Genomic DNA, 21,307 nt, shown 5'->3' with positions numbered 1-21,307 from the left:
TAGAGCCGGGAGGCCGCAACCGCAAGCACCCCGAGGTCAACCGTCGACAACGACGTTTTAGCTGTTGTTAGCGCTCACAAACGACCAGAACGTCGTTGTCAACGCGCTCCCCCCGGCCCGTCAGGGCCTTGCGAGGATGCTGGCCAGCAGTGCCGCGCGGTCCGCCAGCGACGCGACGACGATGTGCTCGTGGGCGGCGTGGGCGCCCGCACCGCGCGGGCCGAGACCGTCGAGCGTGGGGATGCCGGCCGCGCCGGGGGCGTTGGTGTCGCCGCCGCCCGCCGCGGGCGCGGCACCGACCTCCTGGCCCACCGCGGCGGCCGCCGCTGCGACCCGCGCTAGCAACTCCGCCGACTCGACGTCCCACACCGGGCGGCTCGACACCACCTCGACCTCCACCACCGCGCCGTCGCGGATCGGGTGCAGCGCCGTGAGCTGCGGCAGCACCCGCCGTTCCGCGGCGGCGTCGACGAACCGCAGCCCGACGGCAGCCTCGGCGGCGGCGGGGACGACGTTGGTCCGGCCGCCGCCGCTGATCGTCCCGACGTTGCAGAGCACACCGGGGCCGCGGGCGATCCCGCGGACGGCGACGAGCTGGTCGACCAGCTCGTCGATGGCCGAGATGCCGGCGTCGGGGTCGAGCGCGGCGTGCGACTCGCGGCCGGTGACGGCGATCCGCAGCCGGGTGCTGCCGAACCGCGCGCTCTTGAACCGCCCGTCGGGGTGCGGCGACTCCAGCCCCAGCACGGCGACCGCTCCCGCCATCTCGGCCTCGACGACCGCACGCGCCGTGGGGCTGCCCACCTCCTCATCGGCCGCGACGACCAGCCGCACCGGACGCGCGAGCGCCGTCCCGCAGCGGCGCAGCACCTCCATCGCCATCTCGACCACGACGAGCCCGCTCTTCATGTCGAAGACCCCCGGACCGCGCAGCACGCCGTCCTCCAGCACGACGGGCATCGACCCGAGCGTGCCCTTCGCCCAGACGGTGTCGTGGTGACCGACCAGCAGCACGTGCGGCTCGTCGCGCGGGCCCCACCGCGCGACGAGGTGGTCGCCCGTCGGCTGCGCGACCCGCTCCACCTCGGCCCCGAGCTCGCGGTGGCGCTCGGCGAGCAGGGCTGCGAGCGCGTCGAGCGCGGCGGCGTCGCCGCTGGGGGTCTCGTGCTCCGCGTAGCGCCGGAGCCGTTCCACGGCGTCGTCGAGCAGTTCCGCGGCCGAGCTCACGAAGTCCGTCTGCATGGATACACACCTTATCCGTGCATCGATAGATTGACATCCTGCAGTTCTGCCCGTAGGAACGCGGAGATAGTCCTTCTATGGACACAGTCCCTCTATGGAGGAGTCGCCGGTGGAAGCCCGCCCTCTCGAGCGCACCGCGGAGCGTCGCGCGGCCGCAGAGCTCTACCGCTCCGTTTTCGGGCTCGGCCCCACCGATCCCGCCGTGGCTCCCAAGCTGCTCTGCGCGCTCGCCCGGCACGGCGGCTCCGCCGTCGGCGCCTTCGACGGCGACCGGCTCGTCGGGTTCGCGTACGGCTTCACCGGCCTCGACGAGGGCGTCGTATACCACCACTCGCAGGCGGCCGTCGTCGAGCGCGGCCTGCAGGGCACCGGGGTCGGGCGCCTGCTCAAGCACGCGCAGGCCGACGTCGCGCGCGCCACCGGCGTCGCGACCATGCGATGGGCGTACGACCCGCTCGAAGCCCGCAACGCGCACTTCAACCTCGACGTGCTCGGCGCCACCGGCATCCGCTTCTACCGGGCCTACTTCGGCGCCGATTTTTCCAGCGCCGACTTCGCCGACAGCAGCTCTGATGCCGATCGGGCCGACCGGATCATCGTCGAGTGGCCGCTGGACGCGCCCGCCGATCCGGAGCTGCCTGCCGACCCGCCCGACGGCCTCGCGTGGGGCGACTGCGTCGAGCACGCCGGCGAGCACTGGCTCGCCGTGCCCGCGAGCTGGGCGGAGGCGCGCTCACCGGAGCTGCGCGACCGGGTCGCCGCACACCTGGAACGGCTCGTCGGCCGCGGCGAGGTGCTGCGCTCGTGCCGCCGCGTCGACACCACCACGGCCGTCTACCGGATCGGGCCACGATGACCCGGCCGCTCGACAGCCCCGGCGACCGCTTCGGCGCGCGCCTGCAGCGCCGCTCCACAGCGGCCGCACTGCTGCAGCGGGTGGTCGCACAGGAGACCGCGACACTCGCCGCGACGTTCGAGCGCGTCCAGGCCGACGGCTCGCTCGAAGCGGTGGCCCGCCGCGTGGTCGCGGCGAAGCGCCGGTTCGTCACCGGCGGATCCAAGTCGTGGTCCTACGCCTCGCTGCTGGCCACCGACCTCTCCGCGAGCCTCGCCAACGTCACCCTGATCGACGGGACCGTCGTGCGCGCCGTCGACGTGCTGTGCGACGTGCGCCCCGACGACATCCTCATCGCCTTCTCGCTGCGCCGCTACGCCCGCTCCACCGTCGTCATGGCCGAGGAGTTCGCCGCCGCGGGCGGCACCGTCGTCGCGATCGTCGACGACCCCGGCTGCTCCGTGGCGCGGGTCGCCGCGCAGAACGTCGTGGTCAGCACCGACAGCGCCTCCTACGCCGACTCCCCCACCGCCGTCGCCGCCGTCGTGCACGCGCTCGCGACGCTCTGCGCCGCCAGCGCGAAAGGCGCTCGGCGCAGGCTCGCCCGCCGCGACGCCGTCACCGAGCGGCTGGCCGTCTACGAACCGGAAAGCGGAGACCGATGATGCAGGTGACCGGCGCCGAGCTGTTCCTCGTGCGCCTCCCGCTGGTGCGCGAGTTCACCACCAGCTCGCACCGCAAGGCGTTCCTCGAACACGTGCTCGTCCGCGTCGAGGACCGCGACGGCGCCGTCGGGTGGGGCGAGATCGCCTCGCCGTCGGGGCCGTTCTTCGCCGCGGAGACCGTCGAGACGTGCTGGTCGATCACCACCGAGCACCTGCTCCCCCGCCTGCTGGGCGCCGAGTGGGAGCACCCCCGCGACGCCGCAGCGGCGTGGGCCGCGGTGCGTGGCAACGAGTTCGCGAAGGCCGGCGTCGACATGGCCTGCTGGACGCTGTGGACGGGCGCGCGCGGCGAGCCGCTCGCCGCCGCGCTCGGCGGGGAGCGGGAGACCGTCGTCGCCGGGGTCAGCCTCAGCATCGAGCCGACCGTCGACGCACTGCTGGAGCAGGTCGCCCGGCACGTCGAGGCCGGGTACCCACGCGTCAAACTCAAGATCGCGCCCGGGTGGGACGTCGAGCCGGTCCGTGGGGTCCGCGCAGCGTTCCCCGAGCTGGCGCTGCACGTCGACGCCAACGGCGCCTACCCCGGCGAGGCGGCCGACGACCCCGGGTCGCCGCTCCGCGCGCTCGACGACGCCGGGCTGCTGATGATCGAGCAGCCGTTCGCGCCCAGGGATTTCCGCGCGGCCGCCCGGCTGCAGGCCGGGATCGACACGCCGGTGTGCCTCGACGAGTCCGTCGTCGAGCCGGCCGACCTCGAGACCGCGATCGCGCTCGGCGCGTGCCGGGTGCTGAACATCAAGGTGTCGCGGATGGGCGGGCTCACCCCCGCTGTTGCGGCCCACGATCTGGCGGGCCGGCACGGCATCCCGGTGTGGTGCGGCGGCATGCACGAGTTCGGCGTCGGGCGCGCGGCGAACGTCGCGCTCTCCAGCCTGCCCGGCTTCACGCTCCCGTCCGACGTCTCCGGCTCGGACAAGTACTACAGCCGCGACGTCGTGCTGCCGCCGATCCGCGCCGACCGCGGGACCGTCCGCGTGCCGTGGGACGTCGCGGGGCTCGGGCACGCCGTCGACGAGGAGTTCGTGCGCGCGCAGGCGACCCGGACGGCACAGCTCTCAGTGCAGCCCGGAGAACAGCCCGGAGAACAGCGCTGAGTACTGCCGTGTGCACCCTGTGTGTAGTCGCGGGACCACGCTGCCGGAGGATGGCGCAGACCCGATCGTGGTCCGCGACCGCCCGACGAGTGTGAAAGCGCTTTCGTAAGCGCTTACGCAGACCTATGATCAGCCCCGACCTCGAGGAGGCACCGGATGGCGAAATCCCGATCCGCCCCGCGGCTCGCCGACGTCGCGGAACGCGCCGGGGTGTCGCTCGCCACTGCGTCGCGCTCGCTCGCGGGCCGCGAAGGGGTCAGCGAGAGCGTCGCGGCGCACGTCCGCGAGGTCGCGCTGCAGATCGGTTACGTCGCCAACGTGCACGCCCGCACGCTGGCCGGCGGCGCGACGTCGACCGTCGGGCTGATCGTCCACGAGATCGGCGACCCGTACTTCTCCGAGATCGCGAGCGGCGTGCTCGGCGTCGCCACCGAACGCGGACTCACGGTGCAGATCTGCCACTCCGGCCGCGACCCGGGCAACGAGCTGCACCAGATCAGGACACTCATCGCGCACCGCACCGACGCCATCGTCATCGCCGGCTCCGGCTACACCGACCCGGCGTTGCAGGAGGAGTCCGACCGCGTGCTGACGGCGTTCCAGGAGACCGGTGGGCGGGTCGCGGTGATCGGCCGGCACCACCTCTCCGTCGACGCCGTGCTGCCCGACAACAAGCCTGCGGGCGAGGTCATCGGCGCGCACGTGCTCTCCCTGGGGCATCGCAGGATCGGCATCCTCGCCGGCTCGCCGCTGCTCACGACGGTGGCCGACCGGCTCGCCGGGATCGAGGCCGCGCTGCACGCCGAGGGCCTCTCGCTCGACGACATCCCCGTGCTGCACACCGAGTTCACCCGCGACGGCGGGCACGCGGGAGCCGAGGAGCTGCTGCGCGAGCACCCCGACCTCACCGCGATCATCGCGCTCAACGACGCCATGGCGATCGGCGTGCTGTCGGTGCTGCGCAAGCACGGTGTCGCCGTGCCGGGGCAGATCTCGGTGGCCGGTTTCGACGACGTCGCCGTGGCCGCCGACCTCGCGCCCAGCCTGACCACCGTCAAGCTCCCGATGGTCGAGATGGGCGCGGCGGCGCTCACGATGGCGCTCAAACCGGCGTCCGCGAGGCGGCGCCGCAAAGGCACCGGGCACCAGTTGATGGCTCGCGATTCCACGGGCCCCGTACGCGCTCGGTGAACGGGCCACCCCCCTGATCGAAGTCGGCGGGGGTGCTGAGACAGTGGGCCGAGTGCGACTCGTCTTCGGCCCCGATGACCTTGAGGGGTACGCGCACGCCCGCGATCGGCTCCGGTTGCACATCGTCGCCTGGGCGCGACGCAGGGGCATGGAGGTCGAACCGTCGCTGGTGGCGGCGGCGCTCGACCACAAGCACGGCGTCGACGGCCGGCTCGGGCACTGGACCCGCGCGCACGTCGCCGACGCGCTGGCCGTCTGGTTCCCGCGCACGGTCGCGCTGCTGGAGGACGACCGCGACGCCGTCCCGGCCGCGCTGCACGCCCTGATCGGGTTCCTCGCCGACAACGACTGGCTCGACTCGCGCTCCGCGACCCCCGCCGAGCTGCACGCGCAGGTCACCGGCTCGACCCCCGCGCTGCACGACGCGCTGGACGACGAGCGCAACCACGACCTCGGCACGTTCTGGGCGGTGCAGATGCTGCGCCACGGCGTGCCGACCGCCGACCCGTCCGCAGTGGCCCGGTTCCTGGAGCAGGTCAACGCGGGCGAGCTGGAGATCGACCGGGTCGCGCTCGACGAGATCACCCGCCGGCAGGCCGCCGACACGCCGGAGCCGGTGCGCGCGCAGCTGCCGCCCGTGCTGCTGCCGAGCGCGGCGCGGATGCTCGCGGCCGCCGACTCGTCGGTCGCGCTGGCCCGGCTGCGTGCGTTCACCCGCTGGGTGCGCGCGGGACGGGCGCTCAACCGCGACGGCAAGCTCCTGCTGACCGACGCGCGTGCCGTCGCCGACGCGCTCGACCTCGACCACTTCTCCCGCGAACGCGCCCGCACCAGCGACGACCTCTCCGAGATCAGCCTGCTGATGTACTGGGCGCGCCAGGCCCGGCTCGTGCGGGTGGTGCGCGGCAGGCTCGTGCAGGTCAAGAGCGCCGCCCCGCTGCTCAGCCGCCCGATAGAGCTCTGGCAGCGTGCGTTCGAGGCGGTCGGCGGGATCGGGGAGCACTTCGGCGGCAGCAACGTCTTCGGGGCGCCGTCGCTGTTCGGGATGAGCCTCGGCGAGGCGTTCCCGATGCTGCTGCAGCAGCTGTACGCAGCCGGCGGCGAGCCGATGCCGGTGGAGAAGTTCCACCGGCTCGTCCGCGACACCGTCAACGAGCGGATGGGCTGCGTCGTCGACGACCTCGCCGGCGACATCGAGCACCGGCTATGGCGGCGCGACGTCACCGCACTGCTCGACGCGCTGGAGCTGCTCGGCGCCGTGCACCTGGAGGAGAGCCTCGACGGCGAGGACCTCGTCGAGCTGATCGAGCTGGCCGGGCGCGACGACCCCGACCCGACGCTCGTCGCGCTCACCCCGATCGGGATCTGGGCGGTGCGGGAGATGCTGACCGAGCTGGGCATTCACGCTCCGCTCGTCGGCGAGCTGGCCGACGAGGACATCGAGTTCGTCTGCGTCCGCATGAGCAAGGTGCGACCGGAGGTCGCCGAGGCCGAGCTTGCGATGTGGGTGGAGGCCCGCCCGCGACGCGTGGCCGCGCAGGAGATCCTGCGCTACCTGCAGCGGGCCGAGGACCCGGCTCACCGCGGCCTTGCGCTCTTCGCGCTCGCCCGCACCGGCGCACCCGGCCGCGAGGTCGCCCGCCAGCGCCGGGAGCGGCCGTCGACCACGGCGGGCCACCGAGCCGTCGGCGCCGGCGCGCAGCCCAGGGTCGAGTGCGACGCCCGCACCCGCCGCCCCTGAATCGATCCTTTGGTCTGGCGCCTTACCCATCCTCGTGTCATGATTCCAATGCGGAAATCTCCGCTACCGAATCCATCGTCACGGGGGACGACCATGTCTGGAAGATCTGCAGTGCGCGGCGCGCTGATCGCCGCCGTCCTCGGGCTCGGCCTGCTGGCCGGCAGCGGCGTCGCGGCTGCCGAGCCGGAGAACCGCGAGTTCAGCGTGGCGTCCGACAGCGTTCGCATCACGAGCGACGGCGACATCGCCTACGGCGCACAGTCGACCGACTGGACGTAGACACTCGCCCCGCCGCGGGGTCGTGGCGAGGTCAGGAAAGCCACTTTCATGCAATGTGGTTGCATGAAAGTGGCTTTGCTGAACCTCCGGCACGGCGGGTACGGGCCTACAACACGCGGAACGCGATGTCCTCCAGCACGTCCGGCGCGGTGACGATCACGTAGCCGACCAGCGTCATCGGGAGCACCAGCACCGCGGTGAGGGCCAGCTGGCGGGCGCCGCGGGCGGCGAGCAGCCCGACCGCCAGCACGGCGAGCACGGCGAACACCAGCAGCACAGGCGACTCGTTGCGGTGCCCGATCTCCCGCACGCCGTCGGCTATCAGCAGGCCGGCGGCCGCTGCCGTCGCGGCGGCGCCCGGCCAGCCGGTGGAACCGATCCGGTGGAACGCCAGACCCAACGCGATCCCGCCCACGACCGCCAGACCGCACCACAGGGTCAACACCGTGAGGTTGAGCGCGAACGGCGAGCCCGGATACCTGATCCCGTAGATCAGGTCCTTGCCGACGTAGAACGCCACGACGGCGGCCAGCAGGCTGACCACGCAGTCCACCATCGCGCGCCTGGCCGGCTGCCGGGCCGCCGCCACCACAGCGACCAGCAACCACGGCCCGAGCACGTGCGCCAGCGGGCGCAGCAGCTCGTTGTGGTGGGCGTAAGCGCCGAAGGCTCCGGACAGCGCGCCGACGACCGCGAACACCGCCGTCCGGCGGGTCACGCCAGCGCGGCCGTCACGACGTCCTGCGCCTCTTCCTGGATCCGAGCGAGGTGCTCGGGGCCCTGGAAGCTCTCGGCGTAGATCTTGTAGACGTCCTCGGTGCCGGACGGGCGGGCGGCGAACCAGCCCGATTCCGTGGTGACCTTCAGCCCGCCGAGCGGCGCGCCGTTGCCCGGCGCCTCGGTGAGCCGCGCGGTGATCGCCTCGCCGGCGAGCTGCTCCGCCTTCACGTCCGATCCCGAGAGCTTCCCGAGCTTCGCCTTCGCCTCCGAGGTCGTCGCGACGTCGATCCGGGCGTAGGCGGGCGCGCCGAAGCGCTCGGTGAGCGCCGCGTAGCGCTGCGACGGCGTCTCACCCGTCACGGCCAGCATCTCCGAGGCCAGCAGCGCGAGGATGATCCCGTCCTTGTCGGTGCTCCACGGCCCGCCGTCACGGCGCAGGAACGACGCCCCCGCGCTCTCCTCACCGCCGAACCCGATCGAGCCGTCCAGCAGCCCCGAGACGAACCACTTGAACCCGACGGGCGTCTCCACCAGCGTCCGACCGAGATCAGCGGCCACGCGGTCGATCATCGAGGAGCTGACGGCGGTCTTGCCGATGCCGGCGCCCGCGGGCCATTGGGGGCGGTGGGCGTAGAGGTAGCCGATCGCGACGGCGAGGAAGTGGTTCGGGTTCATCAGGCCGGCGTCGGAGGTGACGATGCCGTGCCGGTCGGCGTCGGCGTCGTTGCCCGTGGAGATCGGGAACCGGTCGCGCGCCTCGACGAGCGACGCCATCGCGTACGGCGAGGAGCAGTCCATCCGGATCTTGCCGTCCCAGTCGAGCGTCATGAACCCGAACTGCGGGTCGACGGCCGGGTTGACGACGGTCAGGTCGATGTTGTGCCGCTCGGCGATCGCCCCCCAATACGCGACGCTCGCCCCGCCCAGCGGGTCGGCGCCGATCCGGACGCCCGCGCCGCGGATGGCGTCGAGGTCGACCACCGAGGGCAGGTCGGCGACGTACTCGCCGAGGAAGTCGTAGCGGCCGAGCGCGGAGCGGTCGAGGGAGCGCCTGCGCACGCCGTCGAGCTTCGCCGCGAGCAGCTCGTTCGCGCGCGCGGCGATCCACCCGGTTGCGTCGGTGTCGGCGGGGCCGCCGTTGGGCGGGTTGTACTTGAAGCCGCCGTCGGCGGGCGGGTTGTGCGAGGGAGTGACCACCACACCGTCGGCCAACCCCGTGATCCGGCCCCGGTTGTGCTGCAGGATCGCGTGCGACACCGCCGGCGTCGGGGTGAACGCGTCGTCGCCATCGGCGAGCACGTGCACGTCGTTCGCGCGGAACACCTCGATCGCCGTCATCCACGCCGGCTCGGAGAGCGCGTGCGTGTCGCGCCCGATGAACAGCGGCCCGTCGGTGCCTTGCGCGGCGCGGTACTCGCAGATGGCCTGGCTGGTGGCGGCGATGTGGTCGTCGTTGAAGGTCGAGCGCAGCGCGGAGCCGCGGTGCCCCGACGTGCCGAACGCCACCCGCTCGCCGGGGACGTCCGGATCGGGGTGGCGGTCGTGGTAGGCGGAGAGCAGGCCCGCGATGTCGACGAGGTCGCTGGGCTGGGCGGGAGTACCGGCGCGGGGGTCGGTCGGCATCGGGTGTCTCCTCGGGTGCGGGCTTGCTGTGCGGCCCCACCCTGCCATCCCGACGCGTCGCGGTCAGCCGGTCGCCCGCCGCGTCAGCGCGACGCTGGTGCCAGGAAAGTCAGCCATGGCCCTCCGGCCACCACGAGGGGTGAGAATCTGTGGTGCGGCCAAGATGCGTGCGTTCCGCACGCAAGGGCAGGAAAGCCACTTTCAGGCCCTGCAGGGGCAGGAAAGTGGCTTTCCTGCCCTCCACACGCACCCGGCGCAAGTGGCCGGCCGTGCGCCGTACACCACATGGAACCGTGTGACCCAGCCAGTCCGTGCGACCGGTCCGGGTCGAGACAGCCACTTTCCTGTCCTGTGGCGCCAGGAAAGTGGCTTTCCTGGCAACGTGTGCGTTGCGCACGCATCCTGCTCGCGGGTAGACGCCGTGCGACGAGGTCAGGTTCCCGGAGGAGGAAGTAATCGTCAGGCCGTCATGCGGTCGCGCTGCTGCGGGATGCGCAGGTGCAGCGGCAGCATCGAGCGCGGCGTCGTGTCGGTGGTGAGGTGGAAGTGCCCGCTGCGGGAGCGCCCGCACAGGTACGGGCGCAGGTAGTTGGCGCCGAGCGCCTCGAGCTCGCGGGCGGCCGCCTCGGCGTCCTCGCGGGTCGGGTAGATCACCTTGCCGTCGGTGCCGCGCGTCTGGCGGGCCGGCACCTGCCCGGACAGCTCGGCCCGGCTGGGCGTGCAGAAGATCGGCTTGCCACTGTTGGAGAGCCGGGCGTAGCGGTGCAGGACCTCGCCGCGTGCCGCGTCGCGGATGCCGCGCTGCTGTGGCACTGCGTCGTGGACCGGGCCGACAGGCTCGACCGGCCCCGTCGTCGTCTCGTCCATCTCCGTCCCCTTCCCGCGTTCTTGCCCGGAGATCGCGTGGGACACAGCTTTCCGTTAACCGGTCGGTAGCGGGATACCACCATCGTGTCGTTTACAAGTGGCTGTCACTCAGGGTGAGCGACCGCGCTGGGCATCTACCAGACACTTCCGGAGACCCGGCCGGGTAGGCCGATGATCACGATCCGCCCGACTTGCCCACCGTTTTGCCAACCTGCACACCCTCCGAGGTGCGCAAGTAGACAAAACGGTGGGGAGGTTGCGCCCCGCGTCCGGGACCGTCGGGGCGGCGCCCTACCTTTCTGGGTCATGACCGACGGGCCAGTGCCCCGCACCGGCCGGCTGCACGTGCACCGGGCCGAGCGGGCCGACGCGCTGGCCCGCGCGCTGGGCGAGTTGCTCGCCGATCCGCTGCCCGACCCGTTCACGGCCGAGGTCGTCGCAGTGCCGGCGAAGGGGGTCGAGCGCTGGCTCGCGCACCGGCTCTCCCACCGGCTCGGGGTCGGCGCCGACCGTGTTGATGGCGTCAGTGCCGACGGCGTCCGGGCCGACGGCGTCCGGGCCGACGGCGTCCGGGCCGACGGCGTCCGGGCCGACGGCGTCCGGGCCGACGGCGTTCGGGCCGACGGCGCCCGGGCCGACGGTGTCTGCGCCGGCGTGACGTTCCCGTCGCCGGCCACGATCGTGGCCGCGGCGGTCGGGGAGGCAGTCGGTTTCGACCCGGCCGACGACCCGTGGGCGCCCGCCCGGTCGGTCTGGCCGCTGCTGGAGGTCGTCGACGCGAGCCTGCAGGAGCCGTGGTGCGCGCCGCTGCGCAGCCACCTCGGCCCGGATCTGGTCGCCGCCGGCGGCCGGCCGGGCCGCCGCTACGCGACCGCGCGGCGCCTCGCGGAGCTGTTCGCCTCCTACGCCGCGCACCGGCCGCAGATGCTGCTGGAGTGGCAGTCCGGCGGCGCCGTCGCCGGCGACCTGGCCTGGCAGCCGGAGCTGTGGCGGCGCCTGCGCACCCGGATCGGCGTGCCCGGGCCCGCGGAGCGGCTGGTCGCGGCCTGCGCGAACCTGCGCGACGACCCGAGCCTCTCCTCGTTGCCGCAGCGGCTGTCGCTGTTCGGGCCCACCCGCCTCACTGCGGAGTCGCTCGCGGTGCTGGCCGCGCTCGCGGAGCACCGCGAGGTGCATTTGTTCGTCCCGCACCCGTCGCCCGCGCTGTGGGCCCGGATCGTGCCGCCGCCGGACGTCCCGCGCCGGGCCGACGACCCCACGGCTGCCGCGGCGCGCCACCCGCTGCTCTCCTCGCTCGGGCGCGACGTCCGCGAGCTGGGGGTCCGGCTGGCCGTCGCGGCGCCGGACCACGTCGATCACCACCACGAGCTCCCCGAGCCGCCCGCGACGCTGCTCGGCAGGCTGCAGCGGGAGCTGCGCGACGACCGCCCGCCGGCAGCACCGATCCCGGTCGACGTCTCGGACGACTCGGTGCAGGTGCATTCGTGCCACGGCGCCGACCGGCAGGTCGAGGTGCTGCGCGAGGTCGTGCTCGGGCTGCTCGCCGCCGATCCGAAGCTGGAGCCGCGCGACATCGCGGTGATGTGCCCCGACATCGAGACGTTCGCGCCGCTGATCTCGGCGAGCTTCGGCCTCGGCGAGCCCGACGGCACGGGGCATCCCGGCCAGCAGCTGCAGGTGCGGCTGGCCGACCGCGCGTTGCGGCAGGTCAACCCGCTGCTCGACACCGTGGCGCAGCTGCTGGAACTGGCCCAGGCCCGGCTCACGGCGTCGCAGGTGCTCGACCTGCTGGGCACGGCGGCCGTCCGTCAGCGGTTCCGCCTCGACGACGCCGACCTCGACCGGCTGCGTGAACTCGCGGTCCGCTCCGGTGTGCGGTGGGGGCTGGACGCCGCGCACCGCGGCCCGTTCCGGCTCGACGGGTTCCCGCAGAACACCTGGCAGGCGGGGCTCGACCGGCTGCTGCTCGGCGTTGCGATGCCCGGCTCCGACCACCGGTGGCTGGGCACGGCGCTGCCGATGGAGGAGGTCGACTCCGGCGACACCGAGCGGCTCGGCAAGCTCGCCGAGTTCGTCGCCCGCCTGGAGGCGGTCCTCGCGTCGCTCGCGGGCGAGCAGCCGCTCGCCGGCTGGGTGGCTGCGCTCGGGCGTGGGCTCGATCTGCTCACCGCGACCGTCGCCGACGACGAGTGGCAGGCCGTCCAGGCGCGGGCCGAGCTGGCCGAGGCGGGTGAAGCGGCCGGGCCGCACGCCGCGACGGTGCCGCTGGGGCTCGCCGACGTGCGCAGCCTGCTCGCCCAGCGCCTCGGCGGCCGTCCGACCAGGGCGAACTTCCGCACCGGCACGCTTACGGTCGCGACGCTCGTGCCGATGCGCTCCGTGCCGCACCGGGTGGTCTGCCTGCTCGGGCTCGACGACGGCGTGTTCCCGCGCGCCGGTGTCCCCGACGGCGACGACGTGCTGGCCGCCGATCCCGTCGTCGGCGAGCGCGACCCGCGCAGCGAGGACCGCCAGCTGCTGCTCGACGCCGTGTGCGCGGCGACCGAGCGGCTGGTGATCGTGCACTCGGGGGCCGACGAGCGCAGCGGCGCCCGCCGCCCGCCCGCCGTCCCGCTCGGCGAGCTGCTCGACGCCGTCGCGGCGAGCACGGGAGGCCTCGACCGGGTTGTCGTGCGGCACCCGCTGCAGCCGTTCGACGCCCGCAACTTCACCACGGGCTCCCTCGCGAGCGGGCGGGTGTTCAGCTTCGACCGCACGGAACTGGAAGGCGCCCGCGCGGCCGCGGGGCCGAAGGTGCCGCCGTCGCCGTTCCTGGGCGAGCCGCTGCCCCCGCCCGATCACGACGTGGTCGCGCTCGACGACCTCGCCACGTTCATGGAGCACCCGGTCAAGGGCTTCCTGCGGCAGCGGGTGGGGCTCTCGCTGTACACCGGCGACGACGACCCGGCCGACGCGCTGCCCGTCGAGCCCGACGGCCTGGCGACCTGGGCGATCGGCGAACGGCTGCTGCGCGACCGCCTCGCCGGGCGCGATCTCGAACGCTGCCGGCAGGCCGAGTGGCGCCGCGGGGAGCTGCCACCCGGAGCACTCGGCGACATGGTGCTCGCGCGGGTGCTCGACGACGTGGAGCCGCTGGTCGCGGCGGCGGCCGAGCTGGCGAGCGGTGAGGCCGGCGACATCGACGTCGAGGTGGCGCTGCCCGACGGCACGCGGGTCGTCGGGACGCTCGGCGGGCTGTACCCCGGCCCGGTGCTGCTGCGCGTCGAGTTCTCCAAGCTGGCCGCCAAGCAGCGCATCCGGGCGTGGGTGCGGCTGCTCGCGCTCACCGCCTCGACCGGGCAGCCGTGGCGGGCGGTCACGCTGGGCCGCGGGTTCCGCCACGGCATCGCGCGGGCGTCGGTAGGGCCGCTGCGCCGCGAGCAGGCCGTCGAGCTGCTGGCCGACCTCGTGGCGATGCACCGCGAGGGGCTGTCCGCGCCGCTGCCGCTGCCCACGATGGCGGCGGCCACCTACGCCAGGGTCCGGCGCGGCGGCGCGTCCGCGGGCGACGCGGTCGAGGAGGCCTTGCGGTACTGGGGCTCGGGCACCGTGCCCGAACGCGCCGACGACGCGATCACGGCGGTGTGGGGGCCGGCCGCGGCGCCCGAGGTGATCACCGGAACACCTGGGCCGCCCGGCGGCGAGCCAACCCGGTTCGGGGCGCTGGCGATGCGACTGTGGACGCCACTGCTCGCGGCCGAGGACATGGTGCGCCGATGACGATCTCCGTGCTCGCCCCGGCGGCCTTCGACGTCTGCGGGCCGCTGCCGGGCGGGACGACGGTGCTGGAGGCCAGTGCCGGCACCGGGAAGACGTTCACGATCGCCGCGCTGGCCACCCGGTACGTCGCGGAGGGCCACGCCAGGCTGCCGGAGCTGATGCTCGTCACTTTCGGCCGGGAGGCGACGCAGGAGCTGCGGGAACGCGTGCGTGGGCAGCTGAGCGCGGCCCAACGGGCGCTCGCCGAGCCCGCCCTCGCGCGAACGAGCCCGGAGCCGCTGCTGCGCCTGCTCGCCGACGTGCCCGACGTCGAGGTCGAGCTGCGCCGGCAACGGCTCGCCCGCGCGCTCGCCGAGTTCGACGCGGCCACGATCGCCACCACCCACCAGTTCTGCCAGCAGATGCTCGCCGGGCTGGGCGTCGCGGGCGACAGCGATCCCGATTCGGTGTTCGTCGAGTCGATCGAGGAGCTGATCACCGAGGTCGTCGACGACTTCTACGTGCGCAAGTACGGCGACCGCGCGGCCGGGACACCCGCGTTCAGCAGGGCCGACGCGCTGGTGCTCGCGCGCAAGGCCGTGCACGACGGGCAGGCGCGGCTGGAGCCGAGCACTGCGGAGTCGGGCAGCACCGCGCACGTCCGGCACCGGTTCGCGGCGGCCGTGCGGGCCGAGGTGGCGCGGCGCAAGCGGGTGCGGCGCCTCTACACCTACGACGACATGCTCACCCGCCTCGCCGAGGCGCTGGCCGATCCGACGCGCGGCGCGCCGCAACGGCTGCGCGACCGGTTCCGGGTGGTGCTCGTCGACGAGTTCCAGGACACCGACCCGGTGCAGTGGGACATCCTGCGCCGCGCGTTCCACGGCCACACGACGCTCGTGCTGATCGGCGACCCGAAGCAGGCGATCTACGCCTTCCGCGGCGCCGACGTCGTCTCCTACCTCGACGCCACCGACCACGCCGACGCGCACGCCACGCTGGCCACGAACTGGCGCAGCGACGCGCCGCTGCTCGCGGCGCTGGAGCAGGTGTGGGGCGGCGCGGCGCTGGGCGACCGGCGGATCGCCGTGCACCCCGTCGAGGCGGCGCACGCGGGGCAGCGGCTGCGGGGCGCGCCGGTCGACACGCCGTTGCGGGTGCGGGTGGTCCCCCGGTCGTGGTTGCCGCGGGCGCCGAAGCGCGACCTCGCCGTCGTCGGGCCGGCCCGCGAGCTGGTCGCGCGCGACACGGCGACCGACATCGCCGCGTTGCTCGCGAGCGACGCACGGTACGACGGCCGATCGCTCGCCCCCGGCGACATCGCGGTGCTCGTGCGCACGAACGACCAGGGCACGCTCATCCACCGCACGCTCACCGCGGCCGGGGTGCCGGCGGTGGTGTCGGGCACGGCCAGCGTGTTCGGGACGACCGTCGCGCGCGAGTGGCTGGTGCTGCTGGAGGCGCTGGAGCAGCCGCGGGTCACCCGCCTGCGGGCCGCGGCGCTCACCAGCTTCCTCGGCGTCACCGTCGAGGAGCTGTGCGGGCCGGCCGCCGAGGAGCTGCTCGACCGGCTCGGCGCGCAGGTCAAGGCGTGGGCGGTGGTGCTGCACGAGCGCGGCGTCGCGGCGCTGCTGGAGGCCGTCACCGCCGACACCGCGCTGCCGCGACGGCTGCTGAGCCGCACCGACGGCGAGCGGCGGCTCACCGACCTGCGCCACATCGGCCAGTCGCTGCACGCCGCGGCGGTCTCGGGCCACCTCGGGCCGGGCGCGCTCGTCGACTGGTTGCGCCACCGCATCGAGGACGCCGCGGCCGACGTCGGGGTGGAGCGCAGCAGGCGGCTGGAGTCCGACGCCGCCGCGGTGCAGATCATCACGATCCACCGCAGCAAGGGGCTCGAGTTCCCGATCGTCTACGTGCCGTTCGGGTGGGACCGCAACGTCCGCGACCCCGAGGTGCCGCTGCTGCACGACCCGCGCGGCGCGCGGGTGCTCGACGTCGGCGGCGAGACCGGCGAGGGCTGGAAGGAGCGCTGCGCGCAGCACCTCGCCGAGGAGGCCGGTGAGGACCTGCGGCTGCTGTACGTCGCGCTCACGCGGGCCAAGAGCCAGGTCGTCACGTGGTGGGTGCCGGCCACGACTACGTCGACCTCGCCGGTGCACCGGCTGCTCATCGGGCGTCCGGAGCCGGGTGAGCAACCGGCGCAGGCCTACCGGATCCCGCCCGACGCCGCCGCGCTCGACGCGTTGCGTTCGCTCGCCTCCCCCGTGCTCGCCGTCGAGGAGGTGCAGGTCAGGGCGCTGAGCCAGTTCCCGAGCCGCGACGGTGGCGGCGGCGAGCTGACCGCTGCGACGTTCGCGCGGGCGCTCGACCGGCAATGGCGGCGCACCTCCTACTCCGCGCTCACCGCCGGCGCCGGCCACCACGGTTCGGGTCCAAACGGTTCCGGCAATGAGCCGGAGGACGCCGGGAGCACCGACGAGGTGCCGGTCGAGCTGGAGCCGGTGCCGTCCACGGGTTCCGGGATGCCGTCGCCGATGGCGGACCTCCCGGTCGGAGCCGCGTTCGGGACGCTCGTGCACGCCGTCTTCGAGGCTGCCGACCTGACCGTGCCCGATCTCGGTGGTGAGCTGCTCGCGCGGTGCCGTGAGCAGTTCGTCCGGTTCCCGGTGCTGGGCGTCGACGCGGCGACGCTGGCCGCGGCGCTCGAACCGGTCGCGCGCACGCCGCTCGGCCCGCTGGCCGGCGGGCTGCGGCTCGCCGACATCGCGCCCCGCGACCGGCTCGCGGAGCTCGACTTCGAGATGCCGCTCGCCGGCGGCGACGCCCCCGGCCCGCAGCGGCTCATGCTGGGCGACGTGGCAGCGGTGCTGCGGCGGCACCTGCCGGTCGGCGACCCGCTCGCCGCCTACCCGGCCGCGCTGGAGGAGCCCGCGCTGGCCGAGCAGCCACTGCGCGGGTACCTGACCGGCAGCGTCGACGCCGTGCTGCGGGTACGGGGCGATCGGTTCGTCATCGTCGACTACAAGACCAACTGGCTCGGCCCGGTGGGCCCTGACGGGCGGGAGCCGCTCACGTCGGCGCACTACACGCCGGCGCTGCTCGCCGATGCCATGATCGCGGCGAACTACCCGCTCCAGGCGCTGCTCTACGGCGTGGCGCTGCACCGCTACCTGCGTTGGCGGCTGCCCGGTTACGTCCCCGACCGCCAGCTGGGCGGTGTCGCGTACCTGTTCCTGCGCGGCATGTGCGGGCCGTCCACCCCGACCGTCGACGACGTCCCGTGCGGCGTGTTCAGCTGGGCACCCCCGCCCGCGCTCCTCGTCGAGCTGTCGGCGCTGCTCGACACGGGGCCCGCCACGTGACCGTGCACCGCCGACACCCGGTCGAAGTTCCCCACCGTTTTGCCCATTTGCACGCCTTGCAGGGTGTGCAGGTTGACAAAACGGTGGGGAAGTTCGGGGGTGCGGCGTGACGGTGGGTGTCGAGGTGACCGTCGACGTCGGCGATCCGCGCCTGGCCACGTCGGCGCACGGGTTGCTCGCCGCGTTCAACGTCGCCGGGGTGCTCGCACCGGCCGACGTGCACGTCGCGACCAGGCTGGGCCGGCTCGGCGGCGAGTCCGACGAGACCGTGCTGCTCGCCGCCGCGCTGGCGGTCCGTGCGGTGCGTCTCGGCTCGGTGTGCGTCGACCTCGCCGCGGTGAGCCACACCGTGCTCGGTGAGGGCGACGAGCTGGTCGACGTCTCCGCGCTGCCGTGGCCCGAACCTGCGGCGTGGCTCGCGGCGTGCGTTGCCGGCCCGCTGGTCGCCGACGGCGCCGATGCGCCCGGCGGACGCCCGTTGCGCCTGGTCGACGGCCTGCTCTACCTCGAGCGCTACTGGCGCGAGGAGGAGCTGGTCCGCACTTCGCTGCTGGAGCGGGCGGCCGCCGCGCCACCCCAGGTCGATCTCGACGTGCTGCGCGACGGCCTCGACCGGCACTTCACCTCCGCCGGGTCCGAGCAGCAGCGGCTGGCGGCCGCCGTCGGCGCGTTGCGGCGGGTCACGGTGCTCGCCGGCGGCCCGGGCACCGGCAAGACCACGACGGTCGCGCGGCTGCTCGCGCTGCTCGCCGAGCAACCCGGCCCGCCGCCGCGGGTCGCGCTCGCGGCCCCGACCGGCAAGGCGGCGGCCCGGCTGCAGGAGGCCGTCACCGCCGAGCTGCCGGCTGAGCTGCGCGCCCGCGTGCCGGAGGCGTCGACGCTGCACCGGCTGCTGGGCTGGCTGCCGGGCACCGGCCGCTTCCGGTACGACCGCACCCAGCGGCTCCCGTTCGACGTGGTCGTCGTCGACGAGACGTCGATGGTGTCGCTGACGATGATGGCCCGGCTGCTCGACGCCGTGCGCCCGACCTCGCGGCTGGTGCTGGTCGGCGACCCCGACCAGCTCGCGTCCGTCGAGGCCGGCGCCGTGCTCGGCGACATGGCCGGGGCGCGCGGACGTCCGGAGCCCGCGCTCGAGGAGTCGCTGCGGGTGCTCGGCCTGCCCGGCGACGTCGTGCACGGGGTGGTGACGCTGCAGCACGTCTGGCGGTTCGGCGGCACGATCGCCGAGTTCGCGCACGCCGTGCAGGCGGGCGACGCCGAGACCGCGATCACGCTGCTGCGCCGCGGGTCCGCCGACCTTGCGTTCGTCGAACCGGGCGCGCTCGACGAGGTCCGTGGGGACGTCGTCGCCGCAGGTACGGAGCTCGCCACGGCGGCTGAGGCCGGCGACGCGGAAAGCGCGCTCGCCGCGCTGGAACGCCACCGGGTGCTTTGCGCGCACCGCCGCGGGCCCTACGGGGTGGCGCGCTGGACGACGGAGATCGAGCGCTGGCTCGCGGGCCCCGCGCTCGGCCAGTGGTACCCCGGCCGACCCGTCCTCGTCACCGCGAACGACTACGACGTGGGCCTGTTCAACGGCGACACCGGCGTGGTGATCGCCCGTCCGGAGGGCCTGCGGGTGGCGTTCGCGCGGGGCGGCCCGCCCACGCTGTACCCGCCCTCACGGCTGTCGGACATCGCGACGGTGCACGCGATGACCGTGCACCGCGGCCAGGGCAGCCAGTTCCGCCGCGTCACGGTCGTCCTGCCGCCGGCCGAGTCGCCGCTGCTCACGCGCGAGCTGCTCTACACGGCCGTGACGAGGGCACGCGAGTTCGTCAGGGTCGTCGGCACGGAGGACGCCGTGCGGGCCGCCGTCGAACGACCCGTGAGCCGCGCGAGCGGTCTGCGCAACCGGCTCGACCGCTGAGACGGGAACTCCGGCGCGCCCGCACGCGAGAGCAGGAAAGCCACTTTCCGGCCCTCACAGGGCAGGAAAGTGGCGTTCCTGCCCTCCCCCGGGCCTCGGAGGACCATCCGGGGGAGGGCTGCTAGGTGCGGCGGGAGCCGATGCCGCGGGTGGAGTCCCACTCGCCGGTGTCGGGCCGCTCGTGCGCGGCCGGCCTCGGCGGGACGCATGCGTCGGTGTGCACGTAGGTGTGCACCCACGTGACGCTGCCGTCGTCGTGCGCGTGGTCGATGTGGGCGAGGCGCAGCACCTTCTCGCTCTCCCCGATCGGCGCGTAGCACCGCTCGCACAGCATGATCATGAGGCCTCCAGCCCGGTGTCGATCAGGCGAGAGGACCGTGGTCGCCGTTGACATCGGCCGCTCACGACACAGTGTGACCGCAGATCCGGCCGTAGCCGGTAGCGACGTGCCGAACACCACGTTCACCGGCGGTTTTCCTAGCCTTTCCTCGCCGACACCTCACGGCCGCACACGCACCGTGAGCATCAGGGGTTGCGCCACCACGTGTCGGTCGGGGTCACCGGCAGCGCCCGCTTGTGCCGGGTGCCGAGGAAGAGCAGCTCCACGCGCGCCGCGACCGCCCGCGTGACGTCCTTGCCTTCGAGGTAGTCGTCGATCTCCGAGTACGTGACGCCGAGCGCCTCCTCGTCCGGCAGCGCGGGCCGGTCGTCCTCGAGGTCGGCCGTCGGCACCTTCGCCCAGACGCTCGGCGGCGCGCCCAGCTCCTGCAGCAGCGCGGCGCCCTGGCGCTTCGTGAGCCCGGAGAGCGGGATGAGGTCGACGGCGCCGTCGCCGTACTTCGTGAAGAACCCGGTGACGGCCTCCGCGGCGTGGTCGGTGCCGATCACGAGGTAGCCGAGCTGCCCGGAGAGCGCGAACTGCGCGACCATGCGCTCGCGGGCCTTGACGTTGCCGCGGACGAAGTCACGCAGGTCGCCGCCCAGCGCGCCGCGCACCTCGGCGGACACCGCATCGACGCCCGGCTTGACGTTCACGACGACCGATCGGTCGGGCCGGATGAACCGCAGCGCGATCTGGGCGTCCTCCTCGTCGGCCTGCGTGCCGTAGGGCAGCCGGACGGCGATGAACTCGGCGTCCCCGCCCTCCGCCCTGATCTCCTCGACGGCGAGCTGCGCCAGCCGTCCGGCCAGCGTGCTGTCCTGGCCGCCGCTGATCCCCAGCACGAACCCGGTCGCGGGGGTGGCCGCGAGGTAGCCCTTCAGGAATTCGACCCGGGCGCGGATCTCGGCGCTCGGGTCGATCGTGGGCCGGACGCCGAGCTCGGCGATGATCTGGTCACGGAGGTTCGACACGTTCGGGCACTCTACTGAGACCAATGCAACCTTAAAGCTGCCCCCAACGTCCTCAGGTTTGCTCGTCTTCTGCGACCGTGAGGAGCTCGACATGCGGAAACTCGCTCGTGTGCTGGTACTCGCGCTTGTGCTCGCCGGTGCCGCAGTCGTGGTGCCGGGCGTTGCGGCAGCCTCCGCAACCGAGGGCTACTGCGGCATCTCCTGGGGCAGCACGCCGAAGGTGGCGGACGACGCCGGCAGCGGGTTCGTCCGCTCCGCCCGCGCCGGCCGCCACCAGTGCTTCGACCGGGTCGTCTTCGACGTCGACAAGGACGCCGGCGGCTTCCACGTCGCCTACGTCGACGACGTCCGGCTCGACGGCTCCGGTGCAGTGCTGCCCGTCCCGGGTGGCGCCCGGCTGCAGGTCACGCTGCACAACCGGGCGTACGACGACGCCGGCAACGCCACCTACGACAACAAGAAGGTGGACGTCGCCGGCTACCGGACCCTGCGTTCGGTCGTCTACGGCAACAGCTTCGAAGGCGACACCACGTTCGGTGTCGGTGTCCGCGCGCGGCTGCCGTTCCGGGTGTTCACGCTCGGGAACCGCGTCGTGCTCGACGTCGCGCACCGCTGGAGCTGA

Annotated in this window: 16 protein-coding genes; 10 read left to right on the top strand and 6 right to left on the bottom strand. The window is 73.9% G+C overall.

Annotation, left to right across the window (positions count from 1 at the left end; translation table 11 throughout):
* Positions 1–120: 120 nt before the first annotated feature.
* Positions 121–1,242 carry a M20/M25/M40 family metallo-hydrolase gene (locus LL648_RS26210; RefSeq protein ID WP_232665391.1) on the bottom strand — a complete coding sequence of 374 codons (1,122 nt, stop codon included), beginning with the start codon at positions 1,240–1,242 and terminating at the stop codon, positions 121–123.
* A 109-nt stretch (positions 1,243–1,351) separates the two neighbouring features.
* On the opposite strand from LL648_RS26210, the gene LL648_RS26205 reads away from it, so the two are divergent.
* The 6 genes from LL648_RS26205 to LL648_RS26180 all read left to right on the top strand — a co-directional run bounded on the left by LL648_RS26205 (position 1,352) and on the right by LL648_RS26180 (position 7,107).
* Entirely contained in the window at positions 1,352–2,098 is a 747-nt protein-coding gene (locus LL648_RS26205; protein ID WP_232665390.1) for a hypothetical protein, read from the top strand.
* On the top strand, positions 2,095–2,742 hold the full coding sequence (locus LL648_RS26200; RefSeq protein ID WP_232665389.1) for a MurR/RpiR family transcriptional regulator: 648 nt from the start codon (positions 2,095–2,097) through the stop codon (positions 2,740–2,742). Before LL648_RS26205 ends, LL648_RS26200 begins: the two co-directional genes overlap by 4 nt.
* Positions 2,739–3,896, top strand: a complete 1,158-nt coding sequence (gene menC, locus LL648_RS26195; protein ID WP_232665388.1) for an o-succinylbenzoate synthase — start codon at positions 2,739–2,741, stop codon at positions 3,894–3,896. Before LL648_RS26200 ends, menC begins: the two co-directional genes overlap by 4 nt.
* Positions 3,897–4,052: 156 nt before the next feature.
* The gene (locus LL648_RS26190) at positions 4,053–5,087 is read left to right on the top strand and encodes a LacI family DNA-binding transcriptional regulator (RefSeq protein ID WP_232665387.1); all 1,035 of its coding nucleotides are present in this window, start codon (positions 4,053–4,055) and stop codon (positions 5,085–5,087) included.
* 52 nt (positions 5,088–5,139) lie between these two features.
* Positions 5,140–6,828 (top strand): hypothetical protein, encoded by a 1,689-nt coding sequence (locus LL648_RS26185; protein WP_232665386.1) that lies wholly within the window; start codon positions 5,140–5,142, stop codon positions 6,826–6,828.
* Positions 6,829–6,921: 93 nt separating this feature from the next.
* A complete protein-coding gene (locus tag LL648_RS26180; protein WP_232665385.1) occupies positions 6,922–7,107 on the top strand; it encodes a hypothetical protein in 186 nt (61 codons plus the stop codon).
* Between the two features lie 106 nt (positions 7,108–7,213).
* On the opposite strand, the gene LL648_RS26175 is transcribed toward LL648_RS26180, so the two are convergent.
* From LL648_RS26175 to LL648_RS26165, 3 genes are all read right to left on the bottom strand, one after another.
* Complete coding sequence (locus LL648_RS26175) at positions 7,214–7,825, bottom strand: DUF6518 family protein (RefSeq protein ID WP_232665384.1); 612 nt, start codon at positions 7,823–7,825, stop codon at positions 7,214–7,216.
* Positions 7,822–9,450, bottom strand: coding sequence for a phosphoglucomutase (alpha-D-glucose-1,6-bisphosphate-dependent) (pgm, locus tag LL648_RS26170; protein ID WP_232665383.1), 1,629 nt, complete (start codon positions 9,448–9,450; stop codon positions 7,822–7,824). Before pgm ends, LL648_RS26175 begins: the two co-directional genes overlap by 4 nt.
* Before the next feature lie 459 nt (positions 9,451–9,909).
* Entirely contained in the window at positions 9,910–10,317 is a 408-nt protein-coding gene (locus LL648_RS26165) for a hypothetical protein (protein ID WP_232665382.1), read from the bottom strand.
* Positions 10,318–10,623: 306 nt separating this feature from the next.
* Here LL648_RS26165 and recC point away from each other — a divergent pair, with 306 nt between their 5' ends.
* From recC to recD, 3 genes are all read left to right on the top strand, one after another.
* Positions 10,624–14,076 carry an exodeoxyribonuclease V subunit gamma gene (recC, locus tag LL648_RS26160; RefSeq protein WP_232665381.1) on the top strand — a complete coding sequence of 1,151 codons (3,453 nt, stop codon included), beginning with the start codon at positions 10,624–10,626 and terminating at the stop codon, positions 14,074–14,076.
* Entirely contained in the window at positions 14,073–17,420 is a 3,348-nt protein-coding gene (locus tag LL648_RS26155; RefSeq protein ID WP_232665380.1) for a UvrD-helicase domain-containing protein, read from the top strand. The genes recC and LL648_RS26155 overlap by 4 nt, the downstream gene beginning before the upstream one ends.
* A gap of 106 nt (positions 17,421–17,526) precedes the next feature.
* Positions 17,527–19,332 (top strand): exodeoxyribonuclease V subunit alpha, encoded by a 1,806-nt coding sequence (gene recD / locus LL648_RS26150; RefSeq protein WP_232665379.1) that lies wholly within the window; start codon positions 17,527–17,529, stop codon positions 19,330–19,332.
* Positions 19,333–19,453: 121 nt separating this feature from the next.
* On the opposite strand, the gene LL648_RS26145 is transcribed toward recD, so the two are convergent.
* Both LL648_RS26145 and nadE read right to left on the bottom strand, forming a co-directional pair.
* Complete coding sequence (locus tag LL648_RS26145; protein ID WP_232665378.1) at positions 19,454–19,672, bottom strand: hypothetical protein; 219 nt, start codon at positions 19,670–19,672, stop codon at positions 19,454–19,456.
* A 185-nt stretch (positions 19,673–19,857) separates the two neighbouring features.
* Positions 19,858–20,685 (bottom strand): ammonia-dependent NAD(+) synthetase, encoded by an 828-nt coding sequence (gene nadE / locus LL648_RS26140; protein WP_232665377.1) that lies wholly within the window; start codon positions 20,683–20,685, stop codon positions 19,858–19,860.
* Between the two features lie 91 nt (positions 20,686–20,776).
* On the opposite strand from nadE, the gene LL648_RS26135 reads away from it, so the two are divergent.
* The gene (locus LL648_RS26135) at positions 20,777–21,307 is read left to right on the top strand and encodes an AMIN-like domain-containing (lipo)protein (RefSeq protein WP_232665376.1); all 531 of its coding nucleotides are present in this window, start codon (positions 20,777–20,779) and stop codon (positions 21,305–21,307) included.

Source organism: Pseudonocardia sp. TRM90224 (assembly GCF_021245725.1).
Classification (GTDB): Bacteria; Actinomycetota; Actinomycetes; order Mycobacteriales; family Pseudonocardiaceae; genus Pseudonocardia.
Note: the sequence above shows the minus strand (reverse complement) of the source record. Positions and strands in the feature narration are given on the sequence as shown.

Coding starts and splice junctions, on each gene's coding strand:
- LL648_RS26200 (WP_232665389.1), top strand. CDS start 2,095: ATGACCCGGCCGCTCGACAGCCCCGGCGACCGCTTCGGCGCGCGCCTG.
- LL648_RS26180 (WP_232665385.1), top strand. CDS start 6,922: ATGTCTGGAAGATCTGCAGTGCGCGGCGCGCTGATCGCCGCCGTCCTC.
- recC (WP_232665381.1), top strand. CDS start 10,624: ATGACCGACGGGCCAGTGCCCCGCACCGGCCGGCTGCACGTGCACCGG.
- LL648_RS26190 (WP_232665387.1), top strand. CDS start 4,053: ATGGCGAAATCCCGATCCGCCCCGCGGCTCGCCGACGTCGCGGAACGC.
- LL648_RS26155 (WP_232665380.1), top strand. CDS start 14,073: ATGACGATCTCCGTGCTCGCCCCGGCGGCCTTCGACGTCTGCGGGCCG.
- LL648_RS26210 (WP_232665391.1), bottom strand. CDS start 1,242: ATGCAGACGGACTTCGTGAGCTCGGCCGCGGAACTGCTCGACGACGCC.
- pgm (WP_232665383.1), bottom strand. CDS start 9,450: ATGCCGACCGACCCCCGCGCCGGTACTCCCGCCCAGCCCAGCGACCTC.
- LL648_RS26145 (WP_232665378.1), bottom strand. CDS start 19,672: ATGATCATGCTGTGCGAGCGGTGCTACGCGCCGATCGGGGAGAGCGAG.
- LL648_RS26165 (WP_232665382.1), bottom strand. CDS start 10,317: ATGGACGAGACGACGACGGGGCCGGTCGAGCCTGTCGGCCCGGTCCAC.
- LL648_RS26135 (WP_232665376.1), top strand. CDS start 20,777: ATGCGGAAACTCGCTCGTGTGCTGGTACTCGCGCTTGTGCTCGCCGGT.
- menC (WP_232665388.1), top strand. CDS start 2,739: ATGATGCAGGTGACCGGCGCCGAGCTGTTCCTCGTGCGCCTCCCGCTG.